Consider the following 23,098-nt stretch of genomic DNA (forward strand, 5'->3'; position numbering starts at 1 on the left):
TAAAAAAATCCTCCTGTGTATTACAAAATAATAAGTTCTTTTGGTGATTTCGTAATTACTTCATTACCTTCACTTGTCACAATGATATCATCTTCAATACGTACGCCGCCAATACCTGGAATATAAATACCTGGTTCTACTGTTACAGCCATACCGGGTTCAAGTACTGTATCAGAACGGAACGCTAAACCTGGCGCTTCATGGATTTCAAGACCTATTCCATGACCAGTAGAGTGTCCAAAGTATTCACCATATCCTTTTTCCGTTATGTAATCACGCGTTAGCGCATCAGCCTCGCGACCTGTTAAACCAGCTTTAATACCGTTCACACCACGTAGTTGTGCTTCTAAAACGATATTATAAATTTCTTTTAATTTATCAGATGGTTCACCGACTGCAATCGTACGAGTAATATCAGAGCAATACCCTTTGTAATAAGCGCCGAAGTCTAATGTAACGAAATCTCCTGTTTCTATCACTTTTTCAGATGCCACGCCGTGCGGTAATGCCGAACGAAGACCTGAAGCAACGATAATATCAAACGAAGAAGATGTTGCTCCTTGTTTTCTCATGAAAAATTCAAGTTCATTTGACACTTCAATTTCAGATACTCCCGGGCGAATGAATGATAGAATATGCTCAAAGGCAGCATCTGCAATCTGTGCAGCTTCCTTTAATATCTTAATCTCTGAATCAGTCTTTATCAAGCGTAACTTTTCTACAAGTCCAGAAGTTGGGATAAATTCAGCATCAATCGCTTCCTTATGCGCTGAATAAGAACTATATGTAAGAGTATCTTGCTCAAAACCAAGCTTTTGAATTCCAAGCTCTTTCACTTGCTTTGCCACTTCATCAATGATTAATCCTGCGTGCTGTACAATCTCATATCCAACCGCTTGTTTACTTGCCTGCTCGACGTAACGGAAATCTGTAATAAATTGAGCACGATCTTTTGAAATAAGAACTACACCTGCTGTTCCTGTGAAGTTAGCCATATATCTACGACTATGTTCATTTGTTAACAAAATACCGTCAATGCCAGCCTCACCAAATGCACTTCGTAATCTTTCAATTTTCTCCATTACTTTATGCCTCCCTCAATTTCTCCATTAATGCAAATAACGCTAACTTATAGCCATAAAAACCAAATCCAACAATTTGTCCTGCACAAACAGCTGCCGTCACAGATTCGTGACGAAACGATTCACGCTGATGAATGTTAGAAATATGTACTTCAATAACAGGAATCGAAATGCTCGCAATGGCATCACGAATCGCATAGCTATAATGCGTAAATGCTCCCGGATTTAAAATGATCCCTTCATATATATCTTCCGCTTCATGAATAATGTCGATAATGGCACCTTCATGATTCGATTGGAAACATTCTAACTCCACTCCCATTGTTTCCGCTTCTTGCTTCATATCTGCTTCAAGTGTCGCTAGCGTGCCCTTTCCATATACATTTACCTCACGAACACCGAGGCGATTTAGGTTAGGCCCGTTTACGAGGAGTAACTTTTTCATATTCTTAAAACTCCTTAATATTAAATATCTATACAATATTTTAACATAGGAGTTACTTATTTGAATAGTTCGTCTTCTCTCGCCCTTCTTGTTCTACTTTATTGCTATTTACTGCGTAAGAAACAGAATATGCTATAAACACACCATACAATATAAAAATACATATTGTCGTTACAATTGTCTCTTTTGGTAAATGGAGCGCACTTTTAATAACAGGAGCCATTAAACCCATCCCAAAAAACAGTAATGCCCACCAAAATAATCCATAAATAATTCCCGCAATAATCCCCTCAAACTTCGCAAAAAATGCTTTATACAAAAAGGCAATCAAAATTGAAAGAAGTCCCATACAAACTATTCCTGACACATTCCCCCATACACCTTCTTTCCAACTTCCAAACGCAAATGGTAAAAGGAAATAATTCGGTCCCGCCTCCGTGAATGAAAATATATGAAGGAAATACCATATCCCGCCCCAAAAGATTCCACCAAACAAACCGATTTGTACAAAATTCCTTGTTCCTAATTGTTCTTGACTCACATCGACACCTCCGCTCAATAGTATGCCCGAAACTATTTTGAAGCATGTTTAAATCCTGCGAAATTTGTCTATAAAAAGAATAAGAAATGTCCGACTCTCATAACATTTTCCCTTGTCATCTACTTGTATTTGCCGATAAAATAAAGGAAACTCGGTGATTGTCTTATTTCAAAACGACAGAACCCAGTATGACAATTGCCTCTTTTTCTACATAAGAGAGAAACAAATACAGGTTGGTGTTAACATGGCAGAAGAGTCAAAACAAATATATGGCGGGCAAGCGGTCATTGAAGGAGTTATGTTTGGCGGTAGAGAATATACTGTTACAGCGGTTCGTCGTAAAGATAAATCGATTGAATTTTATCGATTACCACGCGTTCGTAATAAAGTATTATCTATCCTAAAAAAAATTCCATTTTTACGAGGTATTGCCGCTATTGTGGATGCAAGTGCGAATGGAGCAAAGCATTTAAACTTCGCTTCAGAACGATTTGACGTCCACCCAGAAGATGATGAACAAATTGCAAATAAAAAAGAAGAACAATCAAAATTAACGATGGTATTAGGAGTTGCAGCTGTTGGCGTTTTATCTTTCATATTCGGTAAAGTCATCTTCACAGCAGTTCCTGCACTATTAGCTGAATTAACGAGACCGATTTTCCCATCTCATACTGGGCAAATCATTGTCGAAAGTGTCATTAAGCTCATGCTATTATTGAGCTATATATACTTTATTTCTTTAACCCCACTTATTAAGCGGGTATTTCAGTATCACGGTGCAGAGCATAAGGTAATCAATGCTTATGAGAATAACCTTCCTCTGACTGTAGAAAACGTTCAAAAGCAAACTCGCCTCCATTATAGATGCGGCAGTAGCTTTATTATATTTACAGTCATTATTGGAATGTTCGTTTATTTCCTAGTCCCTACAGATCCTCTTTGGGCACGAGTTATAAACCGAATTTTATTAATTCCAGTTGTACTTGGTATTTCTTTTGAAGTATTGCAATTTACAAATCGATTAAGAGATATTCCCGTATTACGCGTACTTGGATATCCTGGGTTATGGCTACAACTATTAACAACGAAAGAACCAACAGATGACCAAGTGGAAGTAGCAATTGCATCGTTTGAAGAATTATTACGTTTAGAGAACAAACAATAATTATTTAAAAATGGTGTTCAACTCCTTTCCTCATCGTTAATATACTAATTTTAATATACGTTTTTAGGAGGTGTCCCTTATGAACGGTCGTTCGTTTACTTTCGCTATATTTGTGCTTATTATTGGATTGGCAATATTCGGCCTTGTTTCATCTGTTATTACAAATCCCATGGGTGTATTAAGAAATATCGGGTACATGTTACTTGTTGTCGGTATCTTTTACTTGCTATACAAGATGTTTACAAATTCCAGTGGTTCTGCAAATTCGCAAAGCTCATATAAGCGTGCGGCAAAACAATCGAACCGCAAACATGGGAAACAAAATGTAGCACCCCTAGGCAATTCTTTCCTTAAGTCAAATACTTCTAATGACAAAAGTAAAAAAGGGAATTCTTCCACTTTGAAACGAAAAAGAAAACAGTCTCATTTAACTGTCATTGAAGGCAAAAAAAGCAAAAAGAAAGACCGTGCTTCCTTTTAGGAAATACGGTCTTTTTTTATACTTTGAAGCACTTCTTTTAAACTTTTCTCTCTCATACTTTCAATTCGAAGATGATGATTTTCAAATAATAAATTCCGTGTCACATCATTAGGTACAACAACGCATGTTAATCCCGCTGCAACTGCTGCTCTCAATCCATTTAATGAATCTTCAAATACAACAGCTTCAGATGGCTTAATTCCTAATTCTTCTATTGCAACTCGATAAAGAGCTGGATCTGGTTTTACCTTCTCAACATCTTCTCTCGTTTTAATTACTTCAAAATATTCTCGAATCTGTAGCTCTTCTAAAAAATGAATAACCCATTCTCTAGACGAACTAGAAGCTAGTGCGATTTTTAATCCCATTTCTTTCGCTTCTTCTAAATATTCTTTTACCCCGTCACGAGCTTCTGGTATTTTCATTTTCTCTTTATGTAAAGTTGCCACTTTTTCTTTTAATACACTTTTGTTAAACTTCTCTTTTAATTGATCATTTAAATATGCAAAAAGCACCTCATCTGTTGTTCCAATGCATTTCGCAAATTCCTCTAAAGGTAGCTCTCCGCCGTATTCACGAACAGCATCTCTGAAAGAGTGAAACCATATCGTTTCTGTGTCCACAATTAATCCATCAAAATCAAAAATAATTGCTTTCATAATTCTCCCATCCTTTTCGAATTGAAATAAAAAAGGAAACGCCATCCGTTCCCCTTAATTACTTTTCTCTTCATTTGCTTTTTGAACACCACGAAGTGTTTCCACTCGAACCTCATCTTGTTCAAAGTATTGTACTAAATCACCGATACGGTCAATTGATTCCCAACTTAAATGATGTTCAATTCCTTCTACATCATTATAAATTTTACTTTCATCCACACCGATAATGCGCATAAACTGTTCTAACAATTCATGTCGATATACGAGACGTTCTCCGATTTTTTTACCTTTTGATGTTAATACAAGCCCTCTATATTTTTCATAAATTAGATATTCGTCTTTGTCTAATTTTTGTACCATTTTTGTTACAGAGGATGGATGTACACTAAGCGCTTCAGCAATATCAGATACACGGGCATAACCCTTTTCATCAATCAACAAATAAATTTGTTCAATATAATCTTCCATACTAGGGGTAGGCATCGGTTTCCTCCATCCAATTTCATTTTGCTTATTCCGTACGAAGCAATCAATAAAATGATACACCAGAAAGAATAACGTGACAAGGTGGAAACGAGCCTAAATCTACAAAAGTGAAAAGAACCTGTATTCAAATACAAGTTCCTTTCATGTAAAATATTGAATTTCTGCGTCAGGAAAAAAGTGATGAATATATCCTCGAATCGTTTCCTCCAATACTTCTGCATCATCTTTTTTATATACATATTTCCCAATTCCATATCGTCCCCATTTATACTTTCGCTTCTCTTCATCCATTTCAAGCTTCGTATTTGGATAACGCTCTTGAATAACCTTTTTCGCTGGTTTCGTAAAACGATGCTGAATCAATTCAAACGTTAAATTTGGTATCGACATATCTTTCAGCGCATTGTACAGTCGTTCAAATAATTCGCGGTATCCTTCTTCCCATCCCTCATGCATATAAAGTGGTGCAACTATAAAACCAAGTGGATAACCTGCACCTGCTACTTTACGAGCCGCCTCAATTCGCTCTTCAAACGGCGATGTCCCTGGTTCAAAATTTTTAATTACATATCGTGAATTTATACTAAACCTGAAACGAGTTTTCCCATTATGCTTTGCATCTAATAAATGATCAACATGCGAATATTTCGTAACGAAACGTAAACGCCCATATTCACTTTCTCCAATGAATTCAATCGCCCGCTTTAATGCATGTGTTAAATGATCAATCCCAACAATGTCTGATGTACACGCCGCTTCAAATCTTGTTATTTCAGGTGCCCTTTCATCCATATATTGCTTTGCCTTCTCAAATATTTCATCAAGATTGACATACACACGAACGTAAGGCTTACTCCCAAGTGTCGTTTGCAAATAGCAATAATGACAATGTCCCATACACCCTGTGGCGAGCGGAATTGCATATTCAACTGACGGTTTTGACGTATCAAACTTTAGCGTCTTCCTCACTCCAACGACAAGTGTAGCCTTTGCATTACGATACTTTTGCAAATCATTTTCTCCTGGTAAATTTCTAATTTGATTATGTGATGTCGTTTCACGAATCTCTAATCCCATCTTCGTAAACTTCTCATAAAGCTCTTTTCCAAGCGGATATTCAAGTGCCTTTGGTTCAAAGTAAACGAGTTTTGGCATAAATGGTTTCATGTGCTTCCCTCTCGTTAGTATGGGAAACGTTGAAAAGTTAACACTCATTAAAGTTTTCCACTTCAGTAACTTGCGTTGCAAGTTACTGAATGTTATAATTTGGATAACGGCTACCTTGCAACGCAAGTTACCTGAGTAAAAGGTGGTGAAATCATGCACAGCCAAATGTTAAAAGGTGTACTAGAAGGTTGCATCCTATACATCATTTCACAAGAAGAAGTTTACGGATATGAACTGAGCACAAAATTAAATAAACACGGCTTTACATTCGTAAGCGAAGGAAGCATATATCCGTTATTATTACGTATGCAAAAAGAAAAATTGATTGAAGGAACATTAAAAGCTTCCTCACTCGGTCCGAAGCGAAAATATTATCACGTAACCGATAAAGGGGTAGAACAACTTGAAGAATTTAAAAAAAGCTGGGGAATGGTTTCTACTACGGTAAATAACTTATTACAGGGGGAGTGATAGGGATGAAGGCGAAAGATTTAATCGAACTAAATAACGAAAAGCGTAAATTATTAACTACAGAAAATGAAACCGCCTATAGTGACATGTTAATATACATTCGCTTAGCTAAAGTACCAGAATACCACACGGAAGAACTGCTAATCGAAATTCTCGATCACCTTATCGAAGCCCAGCAAGAAGAAAAAAGTGCTTATGATATTTTTGGCGACGACTTACAGGCATACTGTGACGAACTAATTGCTGCCCTACCGACACAAAGTTTATGGGAACAATTATCGATTCCTTTATTTATAACTAGTTACCTGTTAGCAATATATTTTGCTGTTTCTTCCGTAATTGCATTGATATTTCCCTTATTTTCAAATGAAGCACGTTTTAAATTTGTACACATTGATTTCATTTATCTGATTGCATTTATCTTGTCCGTACATCTTATGATACGTTTTGTTTTCGATTTTATTAACACTGATTTATTTAAAAATAAAACAACTATTTGGAGGCAACTTGGAGAATTTTTCATACGCCATAGCCTATGGATACTATTAATCGGTATTTCCTTTTTCTTTATGAAACAGCCCTATACTACATTACAAATCTCACCTTGGATTGGCGCTTTACTAGCCATCTCTTGCTATGCACTATATAAACTCTTCTACAAAAAAGAATATTTAGACTTTAAAAAGGAGTAACGATATGATGACTGAAAAAGAAATGGTTAAATTAAACAATGAAAAGAGGGAGTTATTAACAGCTGAAAACGAAGCTGCTTATGGTGATATGCTTATTTATTTACGCCTTACTAGCGTTCCACAAAAACAAATGGAAGAATTACTTTTAGAAATATTGGATCATCTTTTAGAAGCGCAAGAAGACGGTAAAACTGCACATGACATTTTCGGAGAGGATTTAAAAGCTTACTGCGATGAATTAATTAACTCTTCGGAACATCAAAATTCTTTCCAACAAGCTGCCGTTATTGGGTTTGCGGTTAGTTTATTATTAGCTGTTCAAATTGGATACGATACATTCACTACTCTTATGCAAAAACTATTTTCAAGTACAAACACTTCAGGAATTCCATTTAGTATTCCTGGAACAATATTATCTGCTATCGTTTTAACAATTGGTGCTTTTATAACTTTTTCTTTATTTAGACGTTTCTCTTTTACGATATTAGTTTCCTGGAAACAAAAAGCACTCCTCTTATTATCAGTATTTATACCTTTTGTCTTATCAGTTTTTGCAAACGTATTTTTCAAAACACAATCATACTTATTTTATAATTTGTCTATTTTGCAAGGTTCTCTTATTACACTTTCTTTTTATATTTTGTACAAATTTTTATATAAAAAATCAAATTTTTAACAGCCCTTCAAAAGGCTGTTTTTTCTTCTGTCTAATTTTACAAATTGAAAAATTTCATAAAGAAAATAAGAAAAATGCAAAATAATTAAAGTTAATTGTTGACGTGATGCTTTTATTATCGGTATCATAAATCTTCGTGAGCAATTATTTTTCGTTATACGATTTTTTTATTATTACTGAATTTTTGAGAGGAGAAATTAGATGTCAGTTAAGAAGAAAACGCAAGTACGCACCGGCAAAATGGTACGTGAACTAATGTTAGCAGACGAAGATGTAAATGCTTCGCTAATTATGGTATATAGTGAAAACGGTGTAAACGCAGAAATTAAAATCGAGGGCTTAACGCCGAAATGTAACGAAGAATTATTTTTGAGCGGAAACGTGGATTGGAACAAGAGTGTTATTTATAAAATTGTTGATTTCACTGGAAACGCTGAAGTTGGTAAAGTTACATTAACAGCGATGAACAAAAACAATGTTTCTCTAGAAATTGAACGCGTTATGTGGAGTAAAGAAAATAAAGAAGCTGTCGAGCAAGAAGAAACACAGGTAGAAGCAGCACCGAAAAAAGAAGTAGTTGTAGAAGCTCCAAAAGCAATTACACCTGCTCCTAAGCCTGTTACGCGTGTGGAAACACCTGCTATGGCACCTAAACCTACTCCGGTACCGACACCGAAGCCAGTAAGCGTAGAAGCGGCTGTAGAACTAACTACTCCAGCACCTGTGAAAAAAGTAGTCCCTACTCCAGTTACAAAGCAAGAGACAGCACCGGTTGCTCCTGCAAAACCGAAGCAGCCTGCTTTGACTGAAACAAATTCAAAACTACAAGAAAATTATGTTAAACTCGTGAAAAAGACAATTGAAGTTTGTCAAGATTACGAGCTTGGCATCGACATAGATGATTCTATTGAAAGCTTAAAAGAAGAACTACAAAGCCAAGGTATTAGCGTTACATTTGATAAAGAAATTATGGACGTTGTAAGTCGTCTTCGTTCTTTACAAGATAAAGGAATCAAAGTAGAAAAAGTACTTAATTTACTATAAAAAAATAAGAGATGGCAATTCTTATTTTTTATAATTCCACTCATTACTTTCATACTTTTCTTTCGCTAACGTTTGAACATCATGGACGTTGTAAGTCGTCTTCGTTCTTTACAAGATAAAGGAATCAAAGTAGAAAAAGTACTTAATTTACTATAAAAAAATAAGAGATGGCAATTGCCATCTCTTATTTTTTATAATTCCACTCATTACTTTCATACTTTTCTTTCGCTAACGTTTGAACTTCATGTAACTGTTCTTCTGTTAATTCATATGGAACAAGTTCTACATCCAATCCTTTTTCAAACCCAATTTCAAACGCTTTAATTAACTGTTCTATCGTAAATGTACGGTCTGTTAATTCATTAATTGCTACTGCTTTAGAAGAGAACATACTCTTCATACGTTCCTTCACACGTTCATTTGGGAATAAAAATAGATCATATAGTTCATCTAAATCAATTTCTAATGGAATCGATCCATGCTGTAAAATAACACCTTTTTGACGTGTTTGAGCACTACCAGCAATTTTTCTTCCTTCCACTACAATTTCATACCAAGATGGTGCATCAAAACATACACCTGAACGTGGATTTTTCAAATTTTCACGATCTGCTTCTGTTTTTGGAACTGCATAATATGCTTCTAACCCTAATGCCTTAAAACCATCTAATAAGCCTTGCGAAATAACACGATACGCTTCTGTAACTGTTTTTGGCATATTCGGATGATCTTCAGACACAATAACACTATACGTTAACTCTTTGTCATGTAGTACACCCCTGCCGCCTGTTTGACGACGAACGAATCCATATTTTTTTTCGTTAACTACATCCATATTAATATCTTTCTCAACACGTTGAAAATATCCAACTGTTAATGTTGGTACTTCCCATTCATAAAAACGAATTGTTGGTGGCATTTTCTTTTCACTTTGCCAACTTAACAAACATTCATCTAACGCCATATTGAATGCCGGTGAACATTGACCAGAGTTAATATAACACCATTTTTCTTTTCCCATCCTGCACCTCATATAACCAATTATTTTTCACATTCTCTAGTCTACCAAATTCGACAAAATTTGTGAAAGAATACGAAATTTCTTCTTATATGCAAATGAATCTGTTGCATAAATACATATGGGCATTATAATATTGAAAGTAGGATAAGAAAAAAGGGAGCGATAGAATCGTGTCAACAACTTGGATTATTTTATTAGCCGTAATCGTAGCATTTATCGGCTACACTGTATGGATGTACTTCTATCAGAAAAAATTAATTAAAACTCTTACAGAAGAAGAATTTCGCGCTGGCTACCGTAAAGCACAGCTTATCGATATTCGTGAAACAGACGAATATAACGCAGGGCACATTTTAGGTGCACGTAACATTCCGTTATCACAAATTCGCCTTCGCCATAAAGAACTTCGTCAAGATCAACCTGTTTACTTATATTGCCAAAGCGGATTCCGTACAGGTCGTGCAGCGCAATACTTAAAAAAACAAGGCTACAAAGATTTCTACCAATTACAAGGTGGATTTAAATCTTGGACAGGCAAAATTAAAAAGAAATAATAACATACAAAAAACTAGCTGAATAAATCGGCTAGTTTTTTCATTTCATCTTGTTCGCAATGTATAATAAATTCTGCTTAATCGTTTCTTTATCGTTCTCTTCTACATTCCGATACAATAGCTGATATTCAATTCCTTTCTCTTTCCATATAAGCGTAGCAAATTCGTCACCACGTTCATAATCATCTTTATTTTTAAAATAAGCAGACGTTCCATTATTCAGTTTCATTTGTTCTTGAAATCGCTTCTCTTCCACGAGATCCGGAAAACTATACGGAAAGTTCGCGACATTTAACTCAATATACTCATTTCGACCTGGCTCCTGCTGTTTATATTTAATCGTTAAGACAGCGTTCTTTTTCCCAAGCGTTCTTACTTCACCCTTCACATCACTTGTAATGTCGTACGGTAAAAACGTTGGAACTTTAAACTTCACCGGAAAATATTTTGGAAGTTCCTTTAGCGGAATAGGATCCGTAACACGATCCATAGCTCCTCCTGTTGTTCCCACAAAGTGTTTTTCTTCTTGCATCGTTTGCTGAAACGAACACGAACTAAGTACAAAACTAGAAAACACGAAACAAATGATTCTTTTTTTCAATTTGTTTCCGCCCTTTCATACCGCTCTCTTAAAGAACGAAGCGTTGATATGCTCTTCATATTCGCTTTGTCATCAAACTCCACCTTTGAAAACTTTCCACGTTATTCTCCCACATTTTGACAACACTTTTTGCAAACAAAAAAGACCCCTATCATTCTTACGCCCAAGTGAAAAGGTTACGCGAATAAAAAGAAGTCTTATTAATACCATAGTTTGTGAAAAGCTTTTCAGGTCAAGATTTTTTCTTTCTTATTATTTTCCCTTTATAATAAGGGAAAGAGGTGATACATATGGCCAATATAAAACAAATTGCTAAAACTGCTGGTGTATCGATATCAACTGTTTCTCGTGTTCTGAATAATCACCCTTACGTAAAAGAAGAAAAGCGTAAGCGTGTTCTAGACGCTGTTGAAGAATTAAACTACGCAAAAAATATAAATGCTGTCCATTTAATAAGAGGGAAAACATATACAATTGGCGTTATGCTTCCTTTCATTAACCTCCCCTACTTCAGTACCATTATTGAAGGAATCGGTAACGAAGCATTATTAGCTGGATATCACATTAATTTATGCCAAACAAATTACGATAGCCTTGAAGAAATTCGTGTTCTTGAAATGATGAAAATGAAACAATTTGATGGGATGATTATTTGCTCCCGAACGAGCTCTTGGGAACAAATCGAACCTTTCGCAAAATTTGCCCCTATTATTTCATGTGAAAAAATGAAGCACCCCCTCATTTCATCCATCTACGTAGATCATTATGAAGGTTTCCGTCTCGGTACTGCCTATTTACTAAGTAAAGGCCATGAAAAAATCGGAATTTGTTTAGCAAGAAAAACAAGTGTAAACTCCATGGAGCGCGAAAAAGCGTTCGCCGATACCCTTCGTAACGAAGGGAAAACGTTGCATCCTGAATGGATTTTCCACCAATGCTATACAATGCAGGACGGAGCACAAATACTCCATCGTATTTTAAATATGAAAAATCGTCCAACTGCTATTTTTACAGCGAACGATCAAGTTGCAGCTGGTTTATTAACAGAGGCTCGAAAACATGGCATTCGAGTACCTGAAGACCTTGCTATCCTTGGATTTGATAATCATGAAATTTCAAAGGCATTAGAAATTTCCACAATTGAACATCCCGGTCTCGCAATGGGCTCACATGCTTTTTCTTTATTCCATAAGCAGATCCAAAGCGAGCAAATTGTCGGCAGCGCAAAAGAACTTTCATTCCATTTAATTGAACGAGAGACTGTCTAAAAAGAGCGTTACCTATAACGCTCTTTTTCAGCTCTTCACCTATTGACATTATAGTTTTCATCTCATATAATTAACCTAACGAACGGTAGGTAGGGGATGAAAATGACAGCAAACCGCATTAAAGCTGTAGCACTTTCTCATTTCGCACGCTACGGCTATGAAGGAACTTCATTGGCAAATATTGCTCAAGAAGTTGGGATTAAAAAACCATCGATTTACGCACACTTTAAAGGAAAAGAAGAGCTATATTTCATATGCTTAGAATCTGCTCTCCAAAAAGATTTGCAGAGCTTCACAGGCGATATTGAAAGCTTTTCCAATTCGTCTACTGAAGAATTGCTTTTAAAATTATTAAAAGGCTATGCAAAACGCTTTGGTGAAAGTGAAGAATCAATGTTTTGGTTACGAACTTCTTATTTTCCGCCTGATGCATTTCGCGAACAAATTATTAATAAAGCAAATGTACACATTGAAAACGTCGGAAAACTTTTATTCCCTGTATTTAAAAGAGCAAGCGAACAAGATGAGCTGCATAACATTGAAGTAAAAGACGCCTTAGAGGCTTTTCTATGCTTACTCGACGGTCTTATGGTTGAACTACTATACGCAGGTTTAAATCGTTTTGAGACACGTTTAGACGCTTCTTGGAAAGTATTTTGGCGCGGACTTTCAAACTGACGGATTGCTCCTTTGCAATGCGTCGTTTTTAAGCCCTTTACCTAACGACTGGTAGGAAGGAGAAATGACATATGGCATGGATTTATGTAATCATCGCTGGTATTATTGAAATCTTTTGGGTGATTGGACTAAAAAAAGCAGAGGCACCACTTGAATGGGCTGGTGTTGCTCTATTAATTACAATTAGTTTCGTCTTATTATTTAGAGCTTATAAAGATTTACCTGTCGGCACTGTATACGCAGTCTTTACAGGAATTGGAGCTGGTGGAATCGTTCTTACAGAGATTTTCATCTTCGGAGAACCTTTCTCTATCGTAAAAGTTTTATTAATCGGTTTAATCTTCTTCGGAGTAATTGGTTTAAAACGAGTAACAGAAGAAAAAGAAGCGAAGGAGGCCGCATAAAATGGCTTGGGTATTTTTAATTCTAGCTGGTATTTGTGAAATTATTGGTGTACTCTTTATGAAAGTAGCCACTGAAAAGAAAGGCTGGGCACCAAAAGTTATTTTAATCGCTAACTTCGGCGTAAGCTTCTTCTTCTTATCTCTTGCGATGAACACGTTACCGATGGGAACTGCTTACGCAATTTGGACTGGAATCGGAACTGCTGGAAGTGCACTTCTAGGCATTCTCATTTTCCGAGAATCAGCGGATTGGCGTCGTCTTGCTTTCTTAAGCTGCATTCTATGCGGCGCTGTTGGCTTAAAACTATTAAGCTAACGTGAGGTGAATGTCATGTGGAAAGAAAAAGGAAAGAAAATATTAGCATGGATCACACTTGGTATCGTCATTCTATTACAAATAAGTTTTCATATAATAGAATGGTTGTTTCATAAAGTAGTATCCATTCTTACCTTCCTTCCTAGCATGGCACTTGAAATTGCATCTATTGCTTGGTCAATTATTGCCTCCATTGCAATCGTCATTATATGGAGTATCGCCAAGCTATGGAATAAGTTATTTAAAAAGGACAGTACTTCTGAAAAAGAGTAACTGTCCTTTTTTGTATTCATTCAGATTTTCTATAAAAGTTAGATGCAATAAGACAATGAAGACCAACTATGACAATACTTATACCAATTCCTTTATGCAAATTAGGAAACGGTGAAGGTATGTCTGAATAAAAATTTGCTAATATGAGACCGATTGAAACAAAAAGTACCCCTATTCTATATAACCATTTTCTTTTGTTCATCATTCTCCCCCCTAAAATTTTTCATACACTCCTTTCTTTTGGACATACTACCTAAAAAAGGAGTGAATAATATGCAAAATTCTATACATAAGCAAATCCTATTTTTATTTTTCCTATTTCTTATTCTCATCATCGTTTTCAGCTTTATATTACATACTCCGAAAGATGTACCAAATAGCGTTTCTTTTTATAAACTACTGCTCTCGTATTGTCGTTATTGAAGAAGGTGCCTTTTTTAAGGCACCTTTTAAAATTCTCTTTTTTCATATAGCTTTACCGAGGCAAGTACAGATAAAAGCAACATACAAATTGAACAAATTAACAATACTCCATTATGTAAATGAATTTGTTCTATGTTGATTTGAAAGAACATTTCTACAATAACAATCGGTGCCATTAGTATAAAAAGCGTAATAAAAATAGATTTTTTATATCCTAGCAACAATGATATCGGTAAGACAAGGCTTAAATATATAAAAACAAAGCCAGTAATCGTAATTACTGTTGTCGTTATAAATTCAAAAGTTCCACCTTCAAACCGATTGATTACTCCTCCCCTCATAAATCACGCTCATTATATAAGCTAACTGAAAGCAACATGGACATAACATAAAAAAGAATGAGTCCTGCTATAAAACAAATATTTATGACTAGACTCGTGCTCCAAGCATTTTCTACATCTAACCACACGTTATTTACAATTAATCCACTTAAATATCCAAATGCAATTCCGATGAAGGGAGCAATTTGTTTTACACTGCTATATCCTACTAAAAATTCAATTGGGAGTACGATTATGCTGCAAACCAACCCTCCCGTTATTCCGCCAAGAACCGCTCCCCACAGCATAAGTCCAGTTATATATTCATTTTGTAACTGAATTAAGCCAATCATTAGTGAGAAACCTCCACCTAGAGTAACTAAAATACTTACAAATATGTATTTTCCTATGACAATATCTTTACGCTCAAACGGTAAACTATTTACTATCATTTCACTTTTATTTTTCCCCTCATAACTCATTGACAGTACCATGCCAAGAAAAGGTATAGATACGCTAATCGTCATAAGGAAACTATCACTACGAAAATCAACAATAGCAAGGAAAAACAAACATATAAGATAAACAAACCCTAACTTTCTTTGCAACACTATATCTTTTAAGACTAGTTGCTTAATCATGTATTACCCCTCCTAATATGAAAATGTCCCTTCTATAACTCTGCCTCCTGAAACATTTTCATTGAGAGAAACATTGATATGACTATACTTACTAACACTCCAATACCAAGAACACCCATTGCTAGTGTAGCCTCTTGAGAGTGGAGTACTTTTAGCATAATTGTTTTATCACCAAAAATATTGCACATAAGGCCAATCATACCTGTTAAAGGCAAAACCATAATAACATTCAAAACAGAAGTAGCCTTATATCCTCCAATGTAATTAGCGGGTATCGTTACAACACAATAGATTAAAGTTGCTACTATTGCTGAAAATACTGCATATCCAGGCATACCTATATCTCTGTTCAATAGAATATTTCCTAATATTATGACTATAAAAGTTATACTCAAACCAGCCATAATAAATAATGAACTTGCAATATATTTAGCTATAACTATCTCTGTTCTCGTTATAGGCAAACTCACTAATATTTTTTCTGTTTTACTTTTCTCTTCATAATAAAAAGAAATATATATGATCGTACTGCATGTTATAAATAATCCTATTGCAATCCCCATTGGTTCGACGGAATCCTTAAAAATAGATAAAATGGGTATTAAAAAATAGAAAGGAAACATCTTCTTCTGTAAGAAAAACTCCTTCAAAATCAATTGTTGCATATAAATTCTCCTCTCTATAAATCACGCGTTTCATAAATTTTAATTGTAAGAAACATAGAAACGATATAGACACTAGCTAATATCATTCCTCCAACTATAAATACACCAATATGTACTGGATTCATAATCCACTCACTGAATGAAGATGTTGTTTCATTCAGCCCATCACTAATAAATATCCAAAGAATTACACCCACTCCTATTGATGCTGCTGATCCTATACTTCTTACTACCTTCGATTTTGTACCATAATAACTAGGGAAAAACGTGACAACAAAAAATGTGGCATAAACAGCTCCATTTATGACTTCATACCATGGAATTTCAATGTATAGATTAGGATGATATACACCGATATCACTAATAACCACAATACCCCTTATAAGAAAAACAACTAACATCGTAGAGAGAATGGCACCAACAATGAATATTGCACAGGAAATATATCTAGCAATTATGATATCCTTTCGACTTACCGGTAAACTATTTATAACAATGTCACTTTTATTTCTTTCATCCATAACGGTTAACGTCATAACCGATGAAAAGGTTATAAATAGACAACTCATTGGAAATAACAATTCACCACTTGCATCTAACATAAAGAACAAAAGGGGCATAACAAGATTCACTAACCAAATTACCCGAAAAAAGAATAAATCTTTATATACGAGCTGACGCATAGGCACCTCTCCCTTTCGCAGTGTAAACGATGATATCGTCTAATGTAGGCTTTTCTATTACAACCTCATTTCCAAACCAATCGATAATTGCTTGTTTATCCTTCGCTAAACCTTCGAAACCGAATTTATTTTTTCGTAATCCAACAAATAGTTCTTTTCCTTCTCGATCTAATAAATCATTGCTTCCCTTTACGATTACGTAGTTCTCCATTAATTCATCTTTTTCACCAGTAAATATAATTTCTCCATCGTTGATAAACGTAATATAATCTGCAATACGTTCTAAATCCGTTGTAATGTGGGTTGAGAATAATACAGATACTTCATCTTCCATTACAATTTCTTGCAACATATCAAGTAATTCACTTCGGACAACTGGATCTAATCCTGCTGTCGGCTCATCCATAATGATAAACTCTGCATGATGTGAAAGTGCGATGGCAATCGCAAACTTCATTTTCATCCCTTTAGATAGCTCTTTAATTTTTTTATACTTTGGAACTTGCAATCTTTGCATATACGATTGGTATTGATTTTCGTCCCACTTTTTATATAACGGTGCAATAATACGTTTCATTTGTTCACACGTTAAATCTTCGTAATAATGATTTTCATCATATACAAAACCAATATTTTGTTTTATGTCCTTTTCGGCTTTCTTATTGTCTTTGCCAAAAATTTTTATATCGCCGCTATCTTTTCTAATTAAATTCATAATCATTTTGATCGTTGTACTTTTCCCAGCACCATTTGGTCCGACAAACCCCATAATATATCCTCGTGGTAATGCAAAACTTATATTTTTCACTGCAAAATCTTCATAACTTTTACAAACATTTTTTAGCTCTAACATCTCTTATTCCCCCTTATATAAACACGCAATCATCTGCTGCAATTCTTCAAGTGAAAGCTGCAACACTTTACTTTCTTTTACGATTTCTTCAGCCTTACTTTCCAATAGACGTAGCCGCTGTTCTTTTAATAGTTCATTATTTTTACGTGAAACATAAGTCCCCTTCCCAGCAACAGTTTCTATATATCCTTCTTTTTCAAGCTCCTCGTACGCACGCTTCGTTGTAATTACACTAATTTGCAATTCCTTCGCTAAGCTACGAATAGACGGTAATTGGTCTCCACCCTTTAAACCACCATTTAAAATAAGCTGGCTTAATTGTTTTCTTATTTGCACATAAATAGGGTCTTGGGAAGAATTCGAAATAATAATATTCATGTTTTCCTCCAGTGTGTGTATATACTGTATATACCTTATATATACAGTATATACACAACATCCTATTTTTGGCAAGAAAAAAAGACCAACATTTTCCTGTTGGTCTTTCGTATATGTATCACTTTTCAAAGCGATCTAACATCTCATCTCTCATTCCGAAACTTACTACTGCAATTCCTATATACATAAACAGAAGGAATGCCGGATGAACCGTGTTGTACCAGCTGCTGTCAACGATTAAGTAAATCGTTAATGCCACAACAAGAACAAACGCTAAGATAAACATATAAAAGTGTCTTGTACTACCCATGATAAACTCCTCTCTTCTCACTTCACCATTCAACAGTTTATTTTATCGAATAATTCGATATGACTCAAGGTTAACTTTCTGTTATGTAATCAAGTTCCACCTTTACAATGTCCTCACATGCTATTGAAATGATTGTTCCTTGTTTATCAATCGCCGTCACTTCTCTATTATCCATTACACGATTTGCTACTCTTTCTAACACTTTCCCTTGGTCTCGATAGCAAAATTCTTTTACATCTTTAATTGTTTCTCCATTTTCTAAATGGTATACCATTCTATAGCATCGATATCCCACACTTTCACCCCCGTCTTGCTCGTTTTTTCACATATACATAAAAATGAGTAATTTTTACCTCATCACATCTTCTTAATTTCAATAAAATTCTAACAAAAATAAATACTTTTATCAAACCGACTTTTTCAACAAAACTACCTATAAAACTACACCTTTACACCATTAGGAAACAAAAAATATAATTTTTTAACATTTTCTTCACTATTTCTGCACAAATTCTCCATACAAAAAAAGAACCCGCCGCAGCGAGTTCTCCTTTTGTTATTCTAATCAAACTTGTACAGGAGCTGGCTTTGCATAACGTAAAACTGGTTTACGTGCAGCCATCGTTTCGTCTAAACGCTTAATGACTGTCGTATGCGGTGCTTCTTGTACAACTTCTGGATTTTCTTCTACTTCTTTAGCGATTTGAATCATCTTATCAATGAAACCATCTAATGTTTCTTTTGATTCTGTTTCTGTCGGCTCAATCATAATACATTCTTCCACATTTAATGGGAAGTAAATTGTTGGTGGATGGTAACCGAAATCAAGCAGACGTTTTGCAATATCTAATGTACGTACGCCAAGTTTCTTTTGACGACGACCTGATAATACAAATTCATGCTTACAATGTCTATCGAATGGAAGATCGTAGAATGGCGCTAATCTTCTCATCATATAGTTCGCATTTAATACAGCATACTCAGTTACTGCACGCAAGCCATCTGGACCCATAGAGCGAATATACGTGTATGCACGAACGTTAATTCCGAAGTTACCATAGAATGGCTTCACACGACCAATTGCTTCTGGACGGTCGTAGTTGAAGTGATAACCATTTTCCGTTTTTTCTAAAATCGGTTTTGGTAAGTACGGAATTAAATCAGCTTTCACACCTACTGGACCAGAACCTGGGCCACCACCGCCGTGAGGACCTGTAAATGTTTTATGAAGGTTTAAATGCACAACGTCAAATCCCATATCTCCTGGGCGTGCTTGGCTTAATACCGCATTTAAGTTTGCACCATCATAGTATAACTTACCGCCTGCATTATGGACGATTTCTGCCATTTCTAAAATATTTTCTTCGAATAGACCTAATGTATTAGGATTTGTTAACATAAGTGCTGCTGTTTCTTCGTTTACAACACGTTTTAAGTCTTCTAAGTCAACAAGGCCATTTTCATTTGATTTTACTGTAATTGTTTCAAAACCAGCTACAGTTGCAGATGCCGGGTTCGTTCCGTGAGCAGAGTCAGGTACAATTACTTTCGTACGGTTAAAGTCACCATTCGCTTCATGGTATGCACGAATTAACATTAAACCTGTCCATTCTCCGTGTGCACCAGCTGCTGGTTGTAAAGTAACAGTATCCATACCTGTAATTTCAATTAAATGCTCTTGTAAGTCATACATTAATTCCATTGCACCTTGTACTGTCTTTTCATCTTGCAGTGGATGAATATTTGCAAATCCTGCGAAACGAGCTACACTCTCATTAATTTTCGGATTATATTTCATCGTACAAGATCCAAGTGGATAGAATCCAGAATCAACACCGTGGTTACGGTTTGAAAGTGCTGTATAGTGGCGCATAATATCAAGTTCAGATACTTCTGGTAGCTCTGCATCTTCTACTCGAATATAATCGCTCTCAAACACATCTTCTAGTTTCACTTCTTCTACATCTAATTTGGGTAAGCTATATCCTATGCGTCCTTCTTTACTCACTTCAAAGATAAGTGCTTGGTCTTGGTTCTTCATTGGATAGCCCCCATTTCGTTTACAAGTGTGTCAATTTCCTCTTTTGTACGAAGCTCAGTTACTGCTACAAGCATATGGTTTTCATGCTCTTTATAATCACGGCCTAGATCGTAACCACCGATAATATTCTTTTGTAATAATGCATCATTTACTTCTTTCACTGGACGTTTGCAATCTACAACAAACTCATTGAAAAATGGTCCAGCAAATGTTACTGTAAAGCCTTTCGCCTCAAATTGACGTTTTGCATACTGTGCTTTAGAAATGTTTTGACGTGCCATTTCTTTCACACCTTGTTTGCCAAGTGCCGTCATTGCAACAGAAGCTGCTAATGCATTTAACGCTTGGTTTGAACAAATATTAGACGTCGCTTTATCACGGCGAATATGCTGTTCACGTGCTTGTAACGTTAATACAAATCCACGTTTACCATCTGAATCTACAGTTTGTCCAACAAGACGTCCTGGAATTTTACGCATAAATGCTTTCGTTGTTGCAAAGTAACCACAGTGCGGTCCACCAAACTGCGTTGGAATACCGAATGGTTGTGCATCACCGATTACAATATCAGCACCAAATTTCCCTGGTGGTGTTAATGCGCCTAATGATAATGGATTTGAAGAAACGATAAATAATGATTTTTGTTGATGAACGATTTTTTCAATATCAGCTAATTTTTCAACTTGTCCGAAGAAGTTTGGATATTGAACGATTACACAAGCAACTGTATCATCTACTTCACTTTGTAATACGTCTAAATCTGTTACACCATCTTTATGATTAATTTCAACAACTTCAAGATTTTGACCTTTTGCATACGTTTCAAGTACTGCTCTTGATTCTGGATGAACCGCGCTAGATACAAGAATTTTCTTTTTGCGAGTATGGCCAGCTGCTAACATTGCCGCTTCAGCTAAAGCTGTACCCCCGTCATACATAGAAGAGTTTGCTACATCCATTCCTGTTAATTCACAAATCATTGTTTGGAATTCAAAGATTGCTTGTAATTCCCCTTGTGAAATTTCCGGTTGGTATGGTGTGTAAGCTGTATAAAATTCTGAGCGAGAAATAACATGATCTACAATTACTGGAGCATAATGATCGTATACGCCTGCTCCTAAGAAAGAAGCGTATTCTTTTAAGTTAGCATTTTTACTAGCCATTTGAGATAGCTCTTTTAAAAGCTCTGGCTCTGATTTTGCTTCTTTAATTTTTAAATCCCCTTTAAAACGAACACTCTCTGGAATATCAGAGAATAATTCATCGATCGTTTGAACGCCGATCGTTTGTAACATTTCTTTTTTGTCTTCTTCTGTCATTGGAAGATAACGATGCAACATGAAATCTACCCCTCTCCCCGTTACTTTGAACGTTTGTAAAATGGTGTTGGAACAACTACTGCTTTGACGCGTTTATTACGAATTTCAATTTCTACTTCTGTATCAACTGCTGCGTATTTTACATCAATTAGTGCTAAACCAATGCTTTTCTTTAACGTTGGAGATTGTGTACCACTCGTTACTTCCCCAATTTTTTCTTCACCAATAAATACAGGGTAATGCGTACGAGGAATTCCACGTTCGATTACTTCGATGCCGACTAATTTACGAGGCGCACCGTTTTCTTTTTGCTCTTTTAACGTTGCTTTCCCAAAGAAGTCTGCTTCTTTATTTGTTTTTACCGCAAAGCCAATTCCAGCCTCAATCGGTGTAATATCTTTTGATAATTCTTGTCCATAAAGTGGTAATGTTGCTTCGAATCGAAGTGTATCACGAGCACCTAAACCACATGCTTTTAAGCCCTCTTCTGCTCCAACTTCAAGAAGTTTCTCCCAAAGTTTTGCAGCATCTTCACTCTTACAGTAAATTTCGAATCCATCTTCACCTGTATAACCTGTACGAGATACAAGTGCTGGAATTCCATCTACAAGAATATCGTTTTTAAATTTAAAGAACTTAATTTCTTTCAAATCTTCTGACACAACTTTTTGTAAAATGCCTTCTGCTTTTGGTCCTTGAATTGCAAGCTGTGCAACTTCACTAGAAACATTGACTACTGTCGCATCGCCAATTACATGACTTGCTAACCATTCGTAATCTTTCTCGATATTTGATGCATTGATTACTAATAAATAGTCTTCTTCACCACGTTTGTAGATTAATAAATCATCTACTGTACCACCATTTTCGTAGCACATAGCTGTATATTGTGCGCCCCCTACCTTTAAGGTAGATACGTCATTTGTAACAACACGTTGTAAAAATGCTAAACTATCTACACCTTTTACTTCAACTTCTCCCATATGAGACACATCGAACAAACCTGCAGCTGTACGTACAGCTTCGTGTTCTTCTTTAATGCTTGAAAATTGAACTGGTAATTCCCAACCACCGAAGTCGATTGTTTTCCCACCATACTTCGCGTATACATCAAATAACGGTGTACGTTGTAATGTAATCATGCTCTCTCCCCCTTATGCTTTGACAAATCAATAAAAGTTGCTTCCCTTTTCTAAACATTTTCATTCTGAAAAGATAGGATATACGGAATCTCATTATATTTTTTTATGAAAGCGTAAATAAAAAATCACTTTCTTGGATAAAATACGAAAGATTCCACACATTTCACACCATTATCCTAACATCATTCGCTATATTTCATCAATATTCTAGCATAAAAAATAATTTAGAATTTTTTATGTTAAAACACAATAAATACAGCTTTTGAGATTTAATACTTTATTATTGTCTATCATATAGC

At 35.5% G+C, this 23,098-nt stretch carries 31 protein-coding genes and 1 pseudogene; 12 read left to right on the forward strand and 20 right to left on the reverse strand.

Annotation, left to right across the window (positions count from 1 at the left end; translation table 11 throughout):
• Nucleotides 1-20 precede the first annotated feature (20 nt).
• From pepQ to DN400_RS13875, 3 genes are read right to left on the reverse strand one after another with little or no spacing between them, the layout of a single operon-like run.
• The gene (gene pepQ, locus DN400_RS13865) at nucleotides 21-1,082 is read right to left on the reverse strand and encodes a Xaa-Pro dipeptidase (RefSeq protein WP_000411057.1); all 1,062 of its coding nucleotides are present in this window, start codon (nucleotides 1,080-1,082) and stop codon (nucleotides 21-23) included.
• 4 nt (nucleotides 1,083-1,086) lie between these two features.
• Nucleotides 1,087-1,527 (reverse strand): type II 3-dehydroquinate dehydratase, encoded by a 441-nt coding sequence (gene aroQ, locus DN400_RS13870; RefSeq protein ID WP_000735140.1) that lies wholly within the window; start codon nucleotides 1,525-1,527, stop codon nucleotides 1,087-1,089.
• Between the two features lie 52 nt (nucleotides 1,528-1,579).
• Nucleotides 1,580-2,068, reverse strand: coding sequence for a YqhR family membrane protein (locus DN400_RS13875; RefSeq protein WP_147801718.1), 489 nt, complete (start codon nucleotides 2,066-2,068; stop codon nucleotides 1,580-1,582).
• Nucleotides 2,069-2,312: 244 nt separating this feature from the next.
• On the opposite strand from DN400_RS13875, the gene DN400_RS13880 reads away from it, so the two are divergent.
• Nucleotides 2,313-3,233, forward strand: coding sequence for a DUF1385 domain-containing protein (locus DN400_RS13880; RefSeq protein WP_000807120.1), 921 nt, complete (start codon nucleotides 2,313-2,315; stop codon nucleotides 3,231-3,233).
• 79 nt (nucleotides 3,234-3,312) lie between these two features.
• Complete coding sequence (locus tag DN400_RS13885) at nucleotides 3,313-3,714, forward strand: SA1362 family protein (protein WP_001014464.1); 402 nt, start codon at nucleotides 3,313-3,315, stop codon at nucleotides 3,712-3,714.
• Here DN400_RS13885 and DN400_RS13890 read toward each other — a convergent pair.
• The 3 genes from DN400_RS13890 to splB all read right to left on the reverse strand — a co-directional run bounded on the left by DN400_RS13890 (nucleotide 3,711) and on the right by splB (nucleotide 6,026).
• Nucleotides 3,711-4,373 carry an HAD family hydrolase gene (locus DN400_RS13890; protein WP_033657528.1) on the reverse strand — a complete coding sequence of 221 codons (663 nt, stop codon included), beginning with the start codon at nucleotides 4,371-4,373 and terminating at the stop codon, nucleotides 3,711-3,713. The two genes, DN400_RS13885 and DN400_RS13890, sit on opposite strands and share 4 nt — an antisense overlap.
• Before the next feature lie 54 nt (nucleotides 4,374-4,427).
• A complete protein-coding gene (gene mntR / locus DN400_RS13895) occupies nucleotides 4,428-4,856 on the reverse strand; it encodes a transcriptional regulator MntR (protein WP_001143080.1) in 429 nt (142 codons plus the stop codon).
• Between the two features lie 144 nt (nucleotides 4,857-5,000).
• Complete coding sequence (splB, locus tag DN400_RS13900; RefSeq protein WP_000802128.1) at nucleotides 5,001-6,026, reverse strand: spore photoproduct lyase; 1,026 nt, start codon at nucleotides 6,024-6,026, stop codon at nucleotides 5,001-5,003.
• A 153-nt stretch (nucleotides 6,027-6,179) separates the two neighbouring features.
• On the opposite strand from splB, the gene DN400_RS13905 reads away from it, so the two are divergent.
• The 4 genes from DN400_RS13905 (at nucleotide 6,180) to DN400_RS13920 (ending at nucleotide 8,909) form a co-directional block, all read left to right on the forward strand.
• Nucleotides 6,180-6,497 (forward strand): PadR family transcriptional regulator, encoded by a 318-nt coding sequence (locus DN400_RS13905; protein ID WP_071713559.1) that lies wholly within the window; start codon nucleotides 6,180-6,182, stop codon nucleotides 6,495-6,497.
• Between the two features lie 5 nt (nucleotides 6,498-6,502).
• A complete protein-coding gene (locus tag DN400_RS13910; protein WP_072940265.1) occupies nucleotides 6,503-7,189 on the forward strand; it encodes a DUF1129 domain-containing protein in 687 nt (228 codons plus the stop codon).
• 7 nt (nucleotides 7,190-7,196) lie between these two features.
• Nucleotides 7,197-7,865: a DUF1048 domain-containing protein gene (locus tag DN400_RS13915; RefSeq protein ID WP_071713561.1), complete on the forward strand. Its 669-nt coding sequence runs from the start codon at nucleotides 7,197-7,199 to the stop codon at nucleotides 7,863-7,865.
• Nucleotides 7,866-8,066: 201 nt separating this feature from the next.
• Nucleotides 8,067-8,909 (forward strand): hypothetical protein, encoded by an 843-nt coding sequence (locus DN400_RS13920; RefSeq protein WP_000111924.1) that lies wholly within the window; start codon nucleotides 8,067-8,069, stop codon nucleotides 8,907-8,909.
• Between the two features lie 184 nt (nucleotides 8,910-9,093).
• On the opposite strand, the gene DN400_RS13925 is transcribed toward DN400_RS13920, so the two are convergent.
• Nucleotides 9,094-9,930, reverse strand: a complete 837-nt coding sequence (locus DN400_RS13925) for a lipoate--protein ligase family protein (protein WP_000514092.1) — start codon at nucleotides 9,928-9,930, stop codon at nucleotides 9,094-9,096.
• 170 nt (nucleotides 9,931-10,100) lie between these two features.
• On the opposite strand from DN400_RS13925, the gene DN400_RS13930 reads away from it, so the two are divergent.
• Nucleotides 10,101-10,484 carry a rhodanese-like domain-containing protein gene (locus DN400_RS13930; protein ID WP_000108654.1) on the forward strand — a complete coding sequence of 128 codons (384 nt, stop codon included), beginning with the start codon at nucleotides 10,101-10,103 and terminating at the stop codon, nucleotides 10,482-10,484.
• Nucleotides 10,485-10,524: 40 nt separating this feature from the next.
• Here the strand turns inward: DN400_RS13930 and DN400_RS13935 are convergent, their stop codons facing one another.
• Nucleotides 10,525-11,061 (reverse strand): hypothetical protein, encoded by a 537-nt coding sequence (locus DN400_RS13935; protein WP_033657529.1) that lies wholly within the window; start codon nucleotides 11,059-11,061, stop codon nucleotides 10,525-10,527.
• Between the two features lie 314 nt (nucleotides 11,062-11,375).
• Here DN400_RS13935 and DN400_RS13940 point away from each other — a divergent pair, with 314 nt between their 5' ends.
• The 5 genes from DN400_RS13940 (at nucleotide 11,376) to DN400_RS13960 (ending at nucleotide 14,024) form a co-directional block, all read left to right on the forward strand.
• Nucleotides 11,376-12,353, forward strand: a complete 978-nt coding sequence (locus DN400_RS13940; protein ID WP_001273986.1) for a LacI family DNA-binding transcriptional regulator — start codon at nucleotides 11,376-11,378, stop codon at nucleotides 12,351-12,353.
• Nucleotides 12,354-12,449: 96 nt separating this feature from the next.
• On the forward strand, nucleotides 12,450-13,031 hold the full coding sequence (locus DN400_RS13945; RefSeq protein ID WP_002005730.1) for a TetR/AcrR family transcriptional regulator: 582 nt from the start codon (nucleotides 12,450-12,452) through the stop codon (nucleotides 13,029-13,031).
• Nucleotides 13,032-13,102: 71 nt separating this feature from the next.
• Entirely contained in the window at nucleotides 13,103-13,435 is a 333-nt protein-coding gene (locus DN400_RS13950; protein ID WP_000312339.1) for a DMT family transporter, read from the forward strand.
• Between the two features lies 1 nt (nucleotide 13,436).
• Nucleotides 13,437-13,751, forward strand: coding sequence for a DMT family transporter (locus DN400_RS13955; RefSeq protein WP_000312623.1), 315 nt, complete (start codon nucleotides 13,437-13,439; stop codon nucleotides 13,749-13,751).
• A gap of 15 nt (nucleotides 13,752-13,766) precedes the next feature.
• Nucleotides 13,767-14,024: a DUF3975 family protein gene (locus tag DN400_RS13960; RefSeq protein ID WP_000265371.1), complete on the forward strand. Its 258-nt coding sequence runs from the start codon at nucleotides 13,767-13,769 to the stop codon at nucleotides 14,022-14,024.
• A 16-nt stretch (nucleotides 14,025-14,040) separates the two neighbouring features.
• Here DN400_RS13960 and DN400_RS13965 read toward each other — a convergent pair whose 3' ends face one another.
• From DN400_RS13965 to gcvT, 12 genes and pseudogenes are all read right to left on the reverse strand, one after another.
• Complete coding sequence (locus DN400_RS13965) at nucleotides 14,041-14,229, reverse strand: hypothetical protein (protein ID WP_098850641.1); 189 nt, start codon at nucleotides 14,227-14,229, stop codon at nucleotides 14,041-14,043.
• 244 nt (nucleotides 14,230-14,473) lie between these two features.
• Nucleotides 14,474-14,773 (reverse strand): annotated as a pseudogene (locus DN400_RS13970) (ABC-2 transporter permease); the annotation flags it as partial.
• Between the two features lie 11 nt (nucleotides 14,774-14,784).
• Nucleotides 14,785-15,408, reverse strand: coding sequence for an ABC-2 transporter permease (locus DN400_RS13975; RefSeq protein WP_098533032.1), 624 nt, complete (start codon nucleotides 15,406-15,408; stop codon nucleotides 14,785-14,787).
• 32 nt (nucleotides 15,409-15,440) lie between these two features.
• Nucleotides 15,441-16,073, reverse strand: a complete 633-nt coding sequence (locus DN400_RS13980) for an ABC-2 transporter permease (protein ID WP_098205557.1) — start codon at nucleotides 16,071-16,073, stop codon at nucleotides 15,441-15,443.
• A gap of 14 nt (nucleotides 16,074-16,087) precedes the next feature.
• Nucleotides 16,088-16,756, reverse strand: coding sequence for an ABC-2 transporter permease (locus DN400_RS13985; RefSeq protein ID WP_001249554.1), 669 nt, complete (start codon nucleotides 16,754-16,756; stop codon nucleotides 16,088-16,090).
• Nucleotides 16,737-17,609, reverse strand: coding sequence for an ABC transporter ATP-binding protein (locus DN400_RS13990; RefSeq protein WP_050844515.1), 873 nt, complete (start codon nucleotides 17,607-17,609; stop codon nucleotides 16,737-16,739). Before DN400_RS13990 ends, DN400_RS13985 begins: the two co-directional genes overlap by 20 nt.
• Before the next feature lie 3 nt (nucleotides 17,610-17,612).
• Nucleotides 17,613-17,987 (reverse strand): GntR family transcriptional regulator, encoded by a 375-nt coding sequence (locus tag DN400_RS13995; RefSeq protein ID WP_001021349.1) that lies wholly within the window; start codon nucleotides 17,985-17,987, stop codon nucleotides 17,613-17,615.
• A 118-nt stretch (nucleotides 17,988-18,105) separates the two neighbouring features.
• Nucleotides 18,106-18,297, reverse strand: coding sequence for a hypothetical protein (locus DN400_RS14000; RefSeq protein ID WP_000535933.1), 192 nt, complete (start codon nucleotides 18,295-18,297; stop codon nucleotides 18,106-18,108).
• Between the two features lie 70 nt (nucleotides 18,298-18,367).
• Complete coding sequence (locus tag DN400_RS14005; protein WP_000262496.1) at nucleotides 18,368-18,571, reverse strand: DUF3929 family protein; 204 nt, start codon at nucleotides 18,569-18,571, stop codon at nucleotides 18,368-18,370.
• Between the two features lie 291 nt (nucleotides 18,572-18,862).
• Nucleotides 18,863-20,338 carry an aminomethyl-transferring glycine dehydrogenase subunit 2 gene (gene gcvPB, locus DN400_RS14015; protein WP_000795702.1) on the reverse strand — a complete coding sequence of 492 codons (1,476 nt, stop codon included), beginning with the start codon at nucleotides 20,336-20,338 and terminating at the stop codon, nucleotides 18,863-18,865.
• Nucleotides 20,335-21,678 carry an aminomethyl-transferring glycine dehydrogenase subunit 1 gene (gene gcvPA, locus DN400_RS14020; protein WP_000903240.1) on the reverse strand — a complete coding sequence of 448 codons (1,344 nt, stop codon included), beginning with the start codon at nucleotides 21,676-21,678 and terminating at the stop codon, nucleotides 20,335-20,337. The genes gcvPB and gcvPA overlap by 4 nt, the downstream gene beginning before the upstream one ends.
• Before the next feature lie 20 nt (nucleotides 21,679-21,698).
• Complete coding sequence (gene gcvT, locus DN400_RS14025) at nucleotides 21,699-22,799, reverse strand: glycine cleavage system aminomethyltransferase GcvT (protein ID WP_000631769.1); 1,101 nt, start codon at nucleotides 22,797-22,799, stop codon at nucleotides 21,699-21,701.
• Nucleotides 22,800-23,098: the final 299 nt, after the last annotated feature.

The sequence above is a fragment of the Bacillus sp. AR8-1 genome, from assembly GCF_008042345.1.
Taxonomy (GTDB): Bacteria; Bacillota; Bacilli; order Bacillales; family Bacillaceae_G; genus Bacillus_A; species Bacillus_A cereus.

What these genes read in the sequence shown, in the direction of transcription:
- pepQ (WP_000411057.1), bottom strand. Translation starts at nt 1,082, where the DNA reads ATGGAGAAAATTGAAAGATTACGAAGTGCATTTGGTGAGGCTGGCATT.
- aroQ (WP_000735140.1), bottom strand. Translation starts at nt 1,527, where the DNA reads ATGAAAAAGTTACTCCTCGTAAACGGGCCTAACCTAAATCGCCTCGGT.
- DN400_RS13880 (WP_000807120.1), top strand. Translation starts at nt 2,313, where the DNA reads ATGGCAGAAGAGTCAAAACAAATATATGGCGGGCAAGCGGTCATTGAA.
- DN400_RS13885 (WP_001014464.1), top strand. Translation starts at nt 3,313, where the DNA reads ATGAACGGTCGTTCGTTTACTTTCGCTATATTTGTGCTTATTATTGGA.
- DN400_RS13890 (WP_033657528.1), bottom strand. Translation starts at nt 4,373, where the DNA reads ATGAAAGCAATTATTTTTGATTTTGATGGATTAATTGTGGACACAGAA.
- mntR (WP_001143080.1), bottom strand. Translation starts at nt 4,856, where the DNA reads ATGCCTACCCCTAGTATGGAAGATTATATTGAACAAATTTATTTGTTG.
- splB (WP_000802128.1), bottom strand. Translation starts at nt 6,026, where the DNA reads ATGAAACCATTTATGCCAAAACTCGTTTACTTTGAACCAAAGGCACTT.
- DN400_RS13905 (WP_071713559.1), top strand. Translation starts at nt 6,180, where the DNA reads ATGCACAGCCAAATGTTAAAAGGTGTACTAGAAGGTTGCATCCTATAC.
- DN400_RS13910 (WP_072940265.1), top strand. Translation starts at nt 6,503, where the DNA reads ATGAAGGCGAAAGATTTAATCGAACTAAATAACGAAAAGCGTAAATTA.
- DN400_RS13915 (WP_071713561.1), top strand. Translation starts at nt 7,197, where the DNA reads ATGACTGAAAAAGAAATGGTTAAATTAAACAATGAAAAGAGGGAGTTA.
- DN400_RS13920 (WP_000111924.1), top strand. Translation starts at nt 8,067, where the DNA reads ATGTCAGTTAAGAAGAAAACGCAAGTACGCACCGGCAAAATGGTACGT.
- DN400_RS13925 (WP_000514092.1), bottom strand. Translation starts at nt 9,930, where the DNA reads ATGGGAAAAGAAAAATGGTGTTATATTAACTCTGGTCAATGTTCACCG.
- DN400_RS13940 (WP_001273986.1), top strand. Translation starts at nt 11,376, where the DNA reads ATGGCCAATATAAAACAAATTGCTAAAACTGCTGGTGTATCGATATCA.
- DN400_RS13945 (WP_002005730.1), top strand. Translation starts at nt 12,450, where the DNA reads ATGAAAATGACAGCAAACCGCATTAAAGCTGTAGCACTTTCTCATTTC.
- DN400_RS13950 (WP_000312339.1), top strand. Translation starts at nt 13,103, where the DNA reads ATGGCATGGATTTATGTAATCATCGCTGGTATTATTGAAATCTTTTGG.
- DN400_RS13955 (WP_000312623.1), top strand. Translation starts at nt 13,437, where the DNA reads ATGGCTTGGGTATTTTTAATTCTAGCTGGTATTTGTGAAATTATTGGT.
- DN400_RS13960 (WP_000265371.1), top strand. Translation starts at nt 13,767, where the DNA reads ATGTGGAAAGAAAAAGGAAAGAAAATATTAGCATGGATCACACTTGGT.
- DN400_RS13965 (WP_098850641.1), bottom strand. Translation starts at nt 14,229, where the DNA reads ATGATGAACAAAAGAAAATGGTTATATAGAATAGGGGTACTTTTTGTT.
- DN400_RS13975 (WP_098533032.1), bottom strand. Translation starts at nt 15,408, where the DNA reads ATGATTAAGCAACTAGTCTTAAAAGATATAGTGTTGCAAAGAAAGTTA.
- DN400_RS13980 (WP_098205557.1), bottom strand. Translation starts at nt 16,073, where the DNA reads ATGCAACAATTGATTTTGAAGGAGTTTTTCTTACAGAAGAAGATGTTT.
- DN400_RS13985 (WP_001249554.1), bottom strand. Translation starts at nt 16,756, where the DNA reads ATGCGTCAGCTCGTATATAAAGATTTATTCTTTTTTCGGGTAATTTGG.
- DN400_RS13990 (WP_050844515.1), bottom strand. Translation starts at nt 17,609, where the DNA reads ATGTTAGAGCTAAAAAATGTTTGTAAAAGTTATGAAGATTTTGCAGTG.
- DN400_RS13995 (WP_001021349.1), bottom strand. Translation starts at nt 17,987, where the DNA reads ATGAATATTATTATTTCGAATTCTTCCCAAGACCCTATTTATGTGCAA.
- DN400_RS14000 (WP_000535933.1), bottom strand. Translation starts at nt 18,297, where the DNA reads ATGGGTAGTACAAGACACTTTTATATGTTTATCTTAGCGTTTGTTCTT.
- DN400_RS14005 (WP_000262496.1), bottom strand. Translation starts at nt 18,571, where the DNA reads ATGGTATACCATTTAGAAAATGGAGAAACAATTAAAGATGTAAAAGAA.
- gcvPB (WP_000795702.1), bottom strand. Translation starts at nt 20,338, where the DNA reads ATGAAGAACCAAGACCAAGCACTTATCTTTGAAGTGAGTAAAGAAGGA.
- gcvPA (WP_000903240.1), bottom strand. Translation starts at nt 21,678, where the DNA reads ATGTTGCATCGTTATCTTCCAATGACAGAAGAAGACAAAAAAGAAATG.
- gcvT (WP_000631769.1), bottom strand. Translation starts at nt 22,799, where the DNA reads ATGATTACATTACAACGTACACCGTTATTTGATGTATACGCGAAGTAT.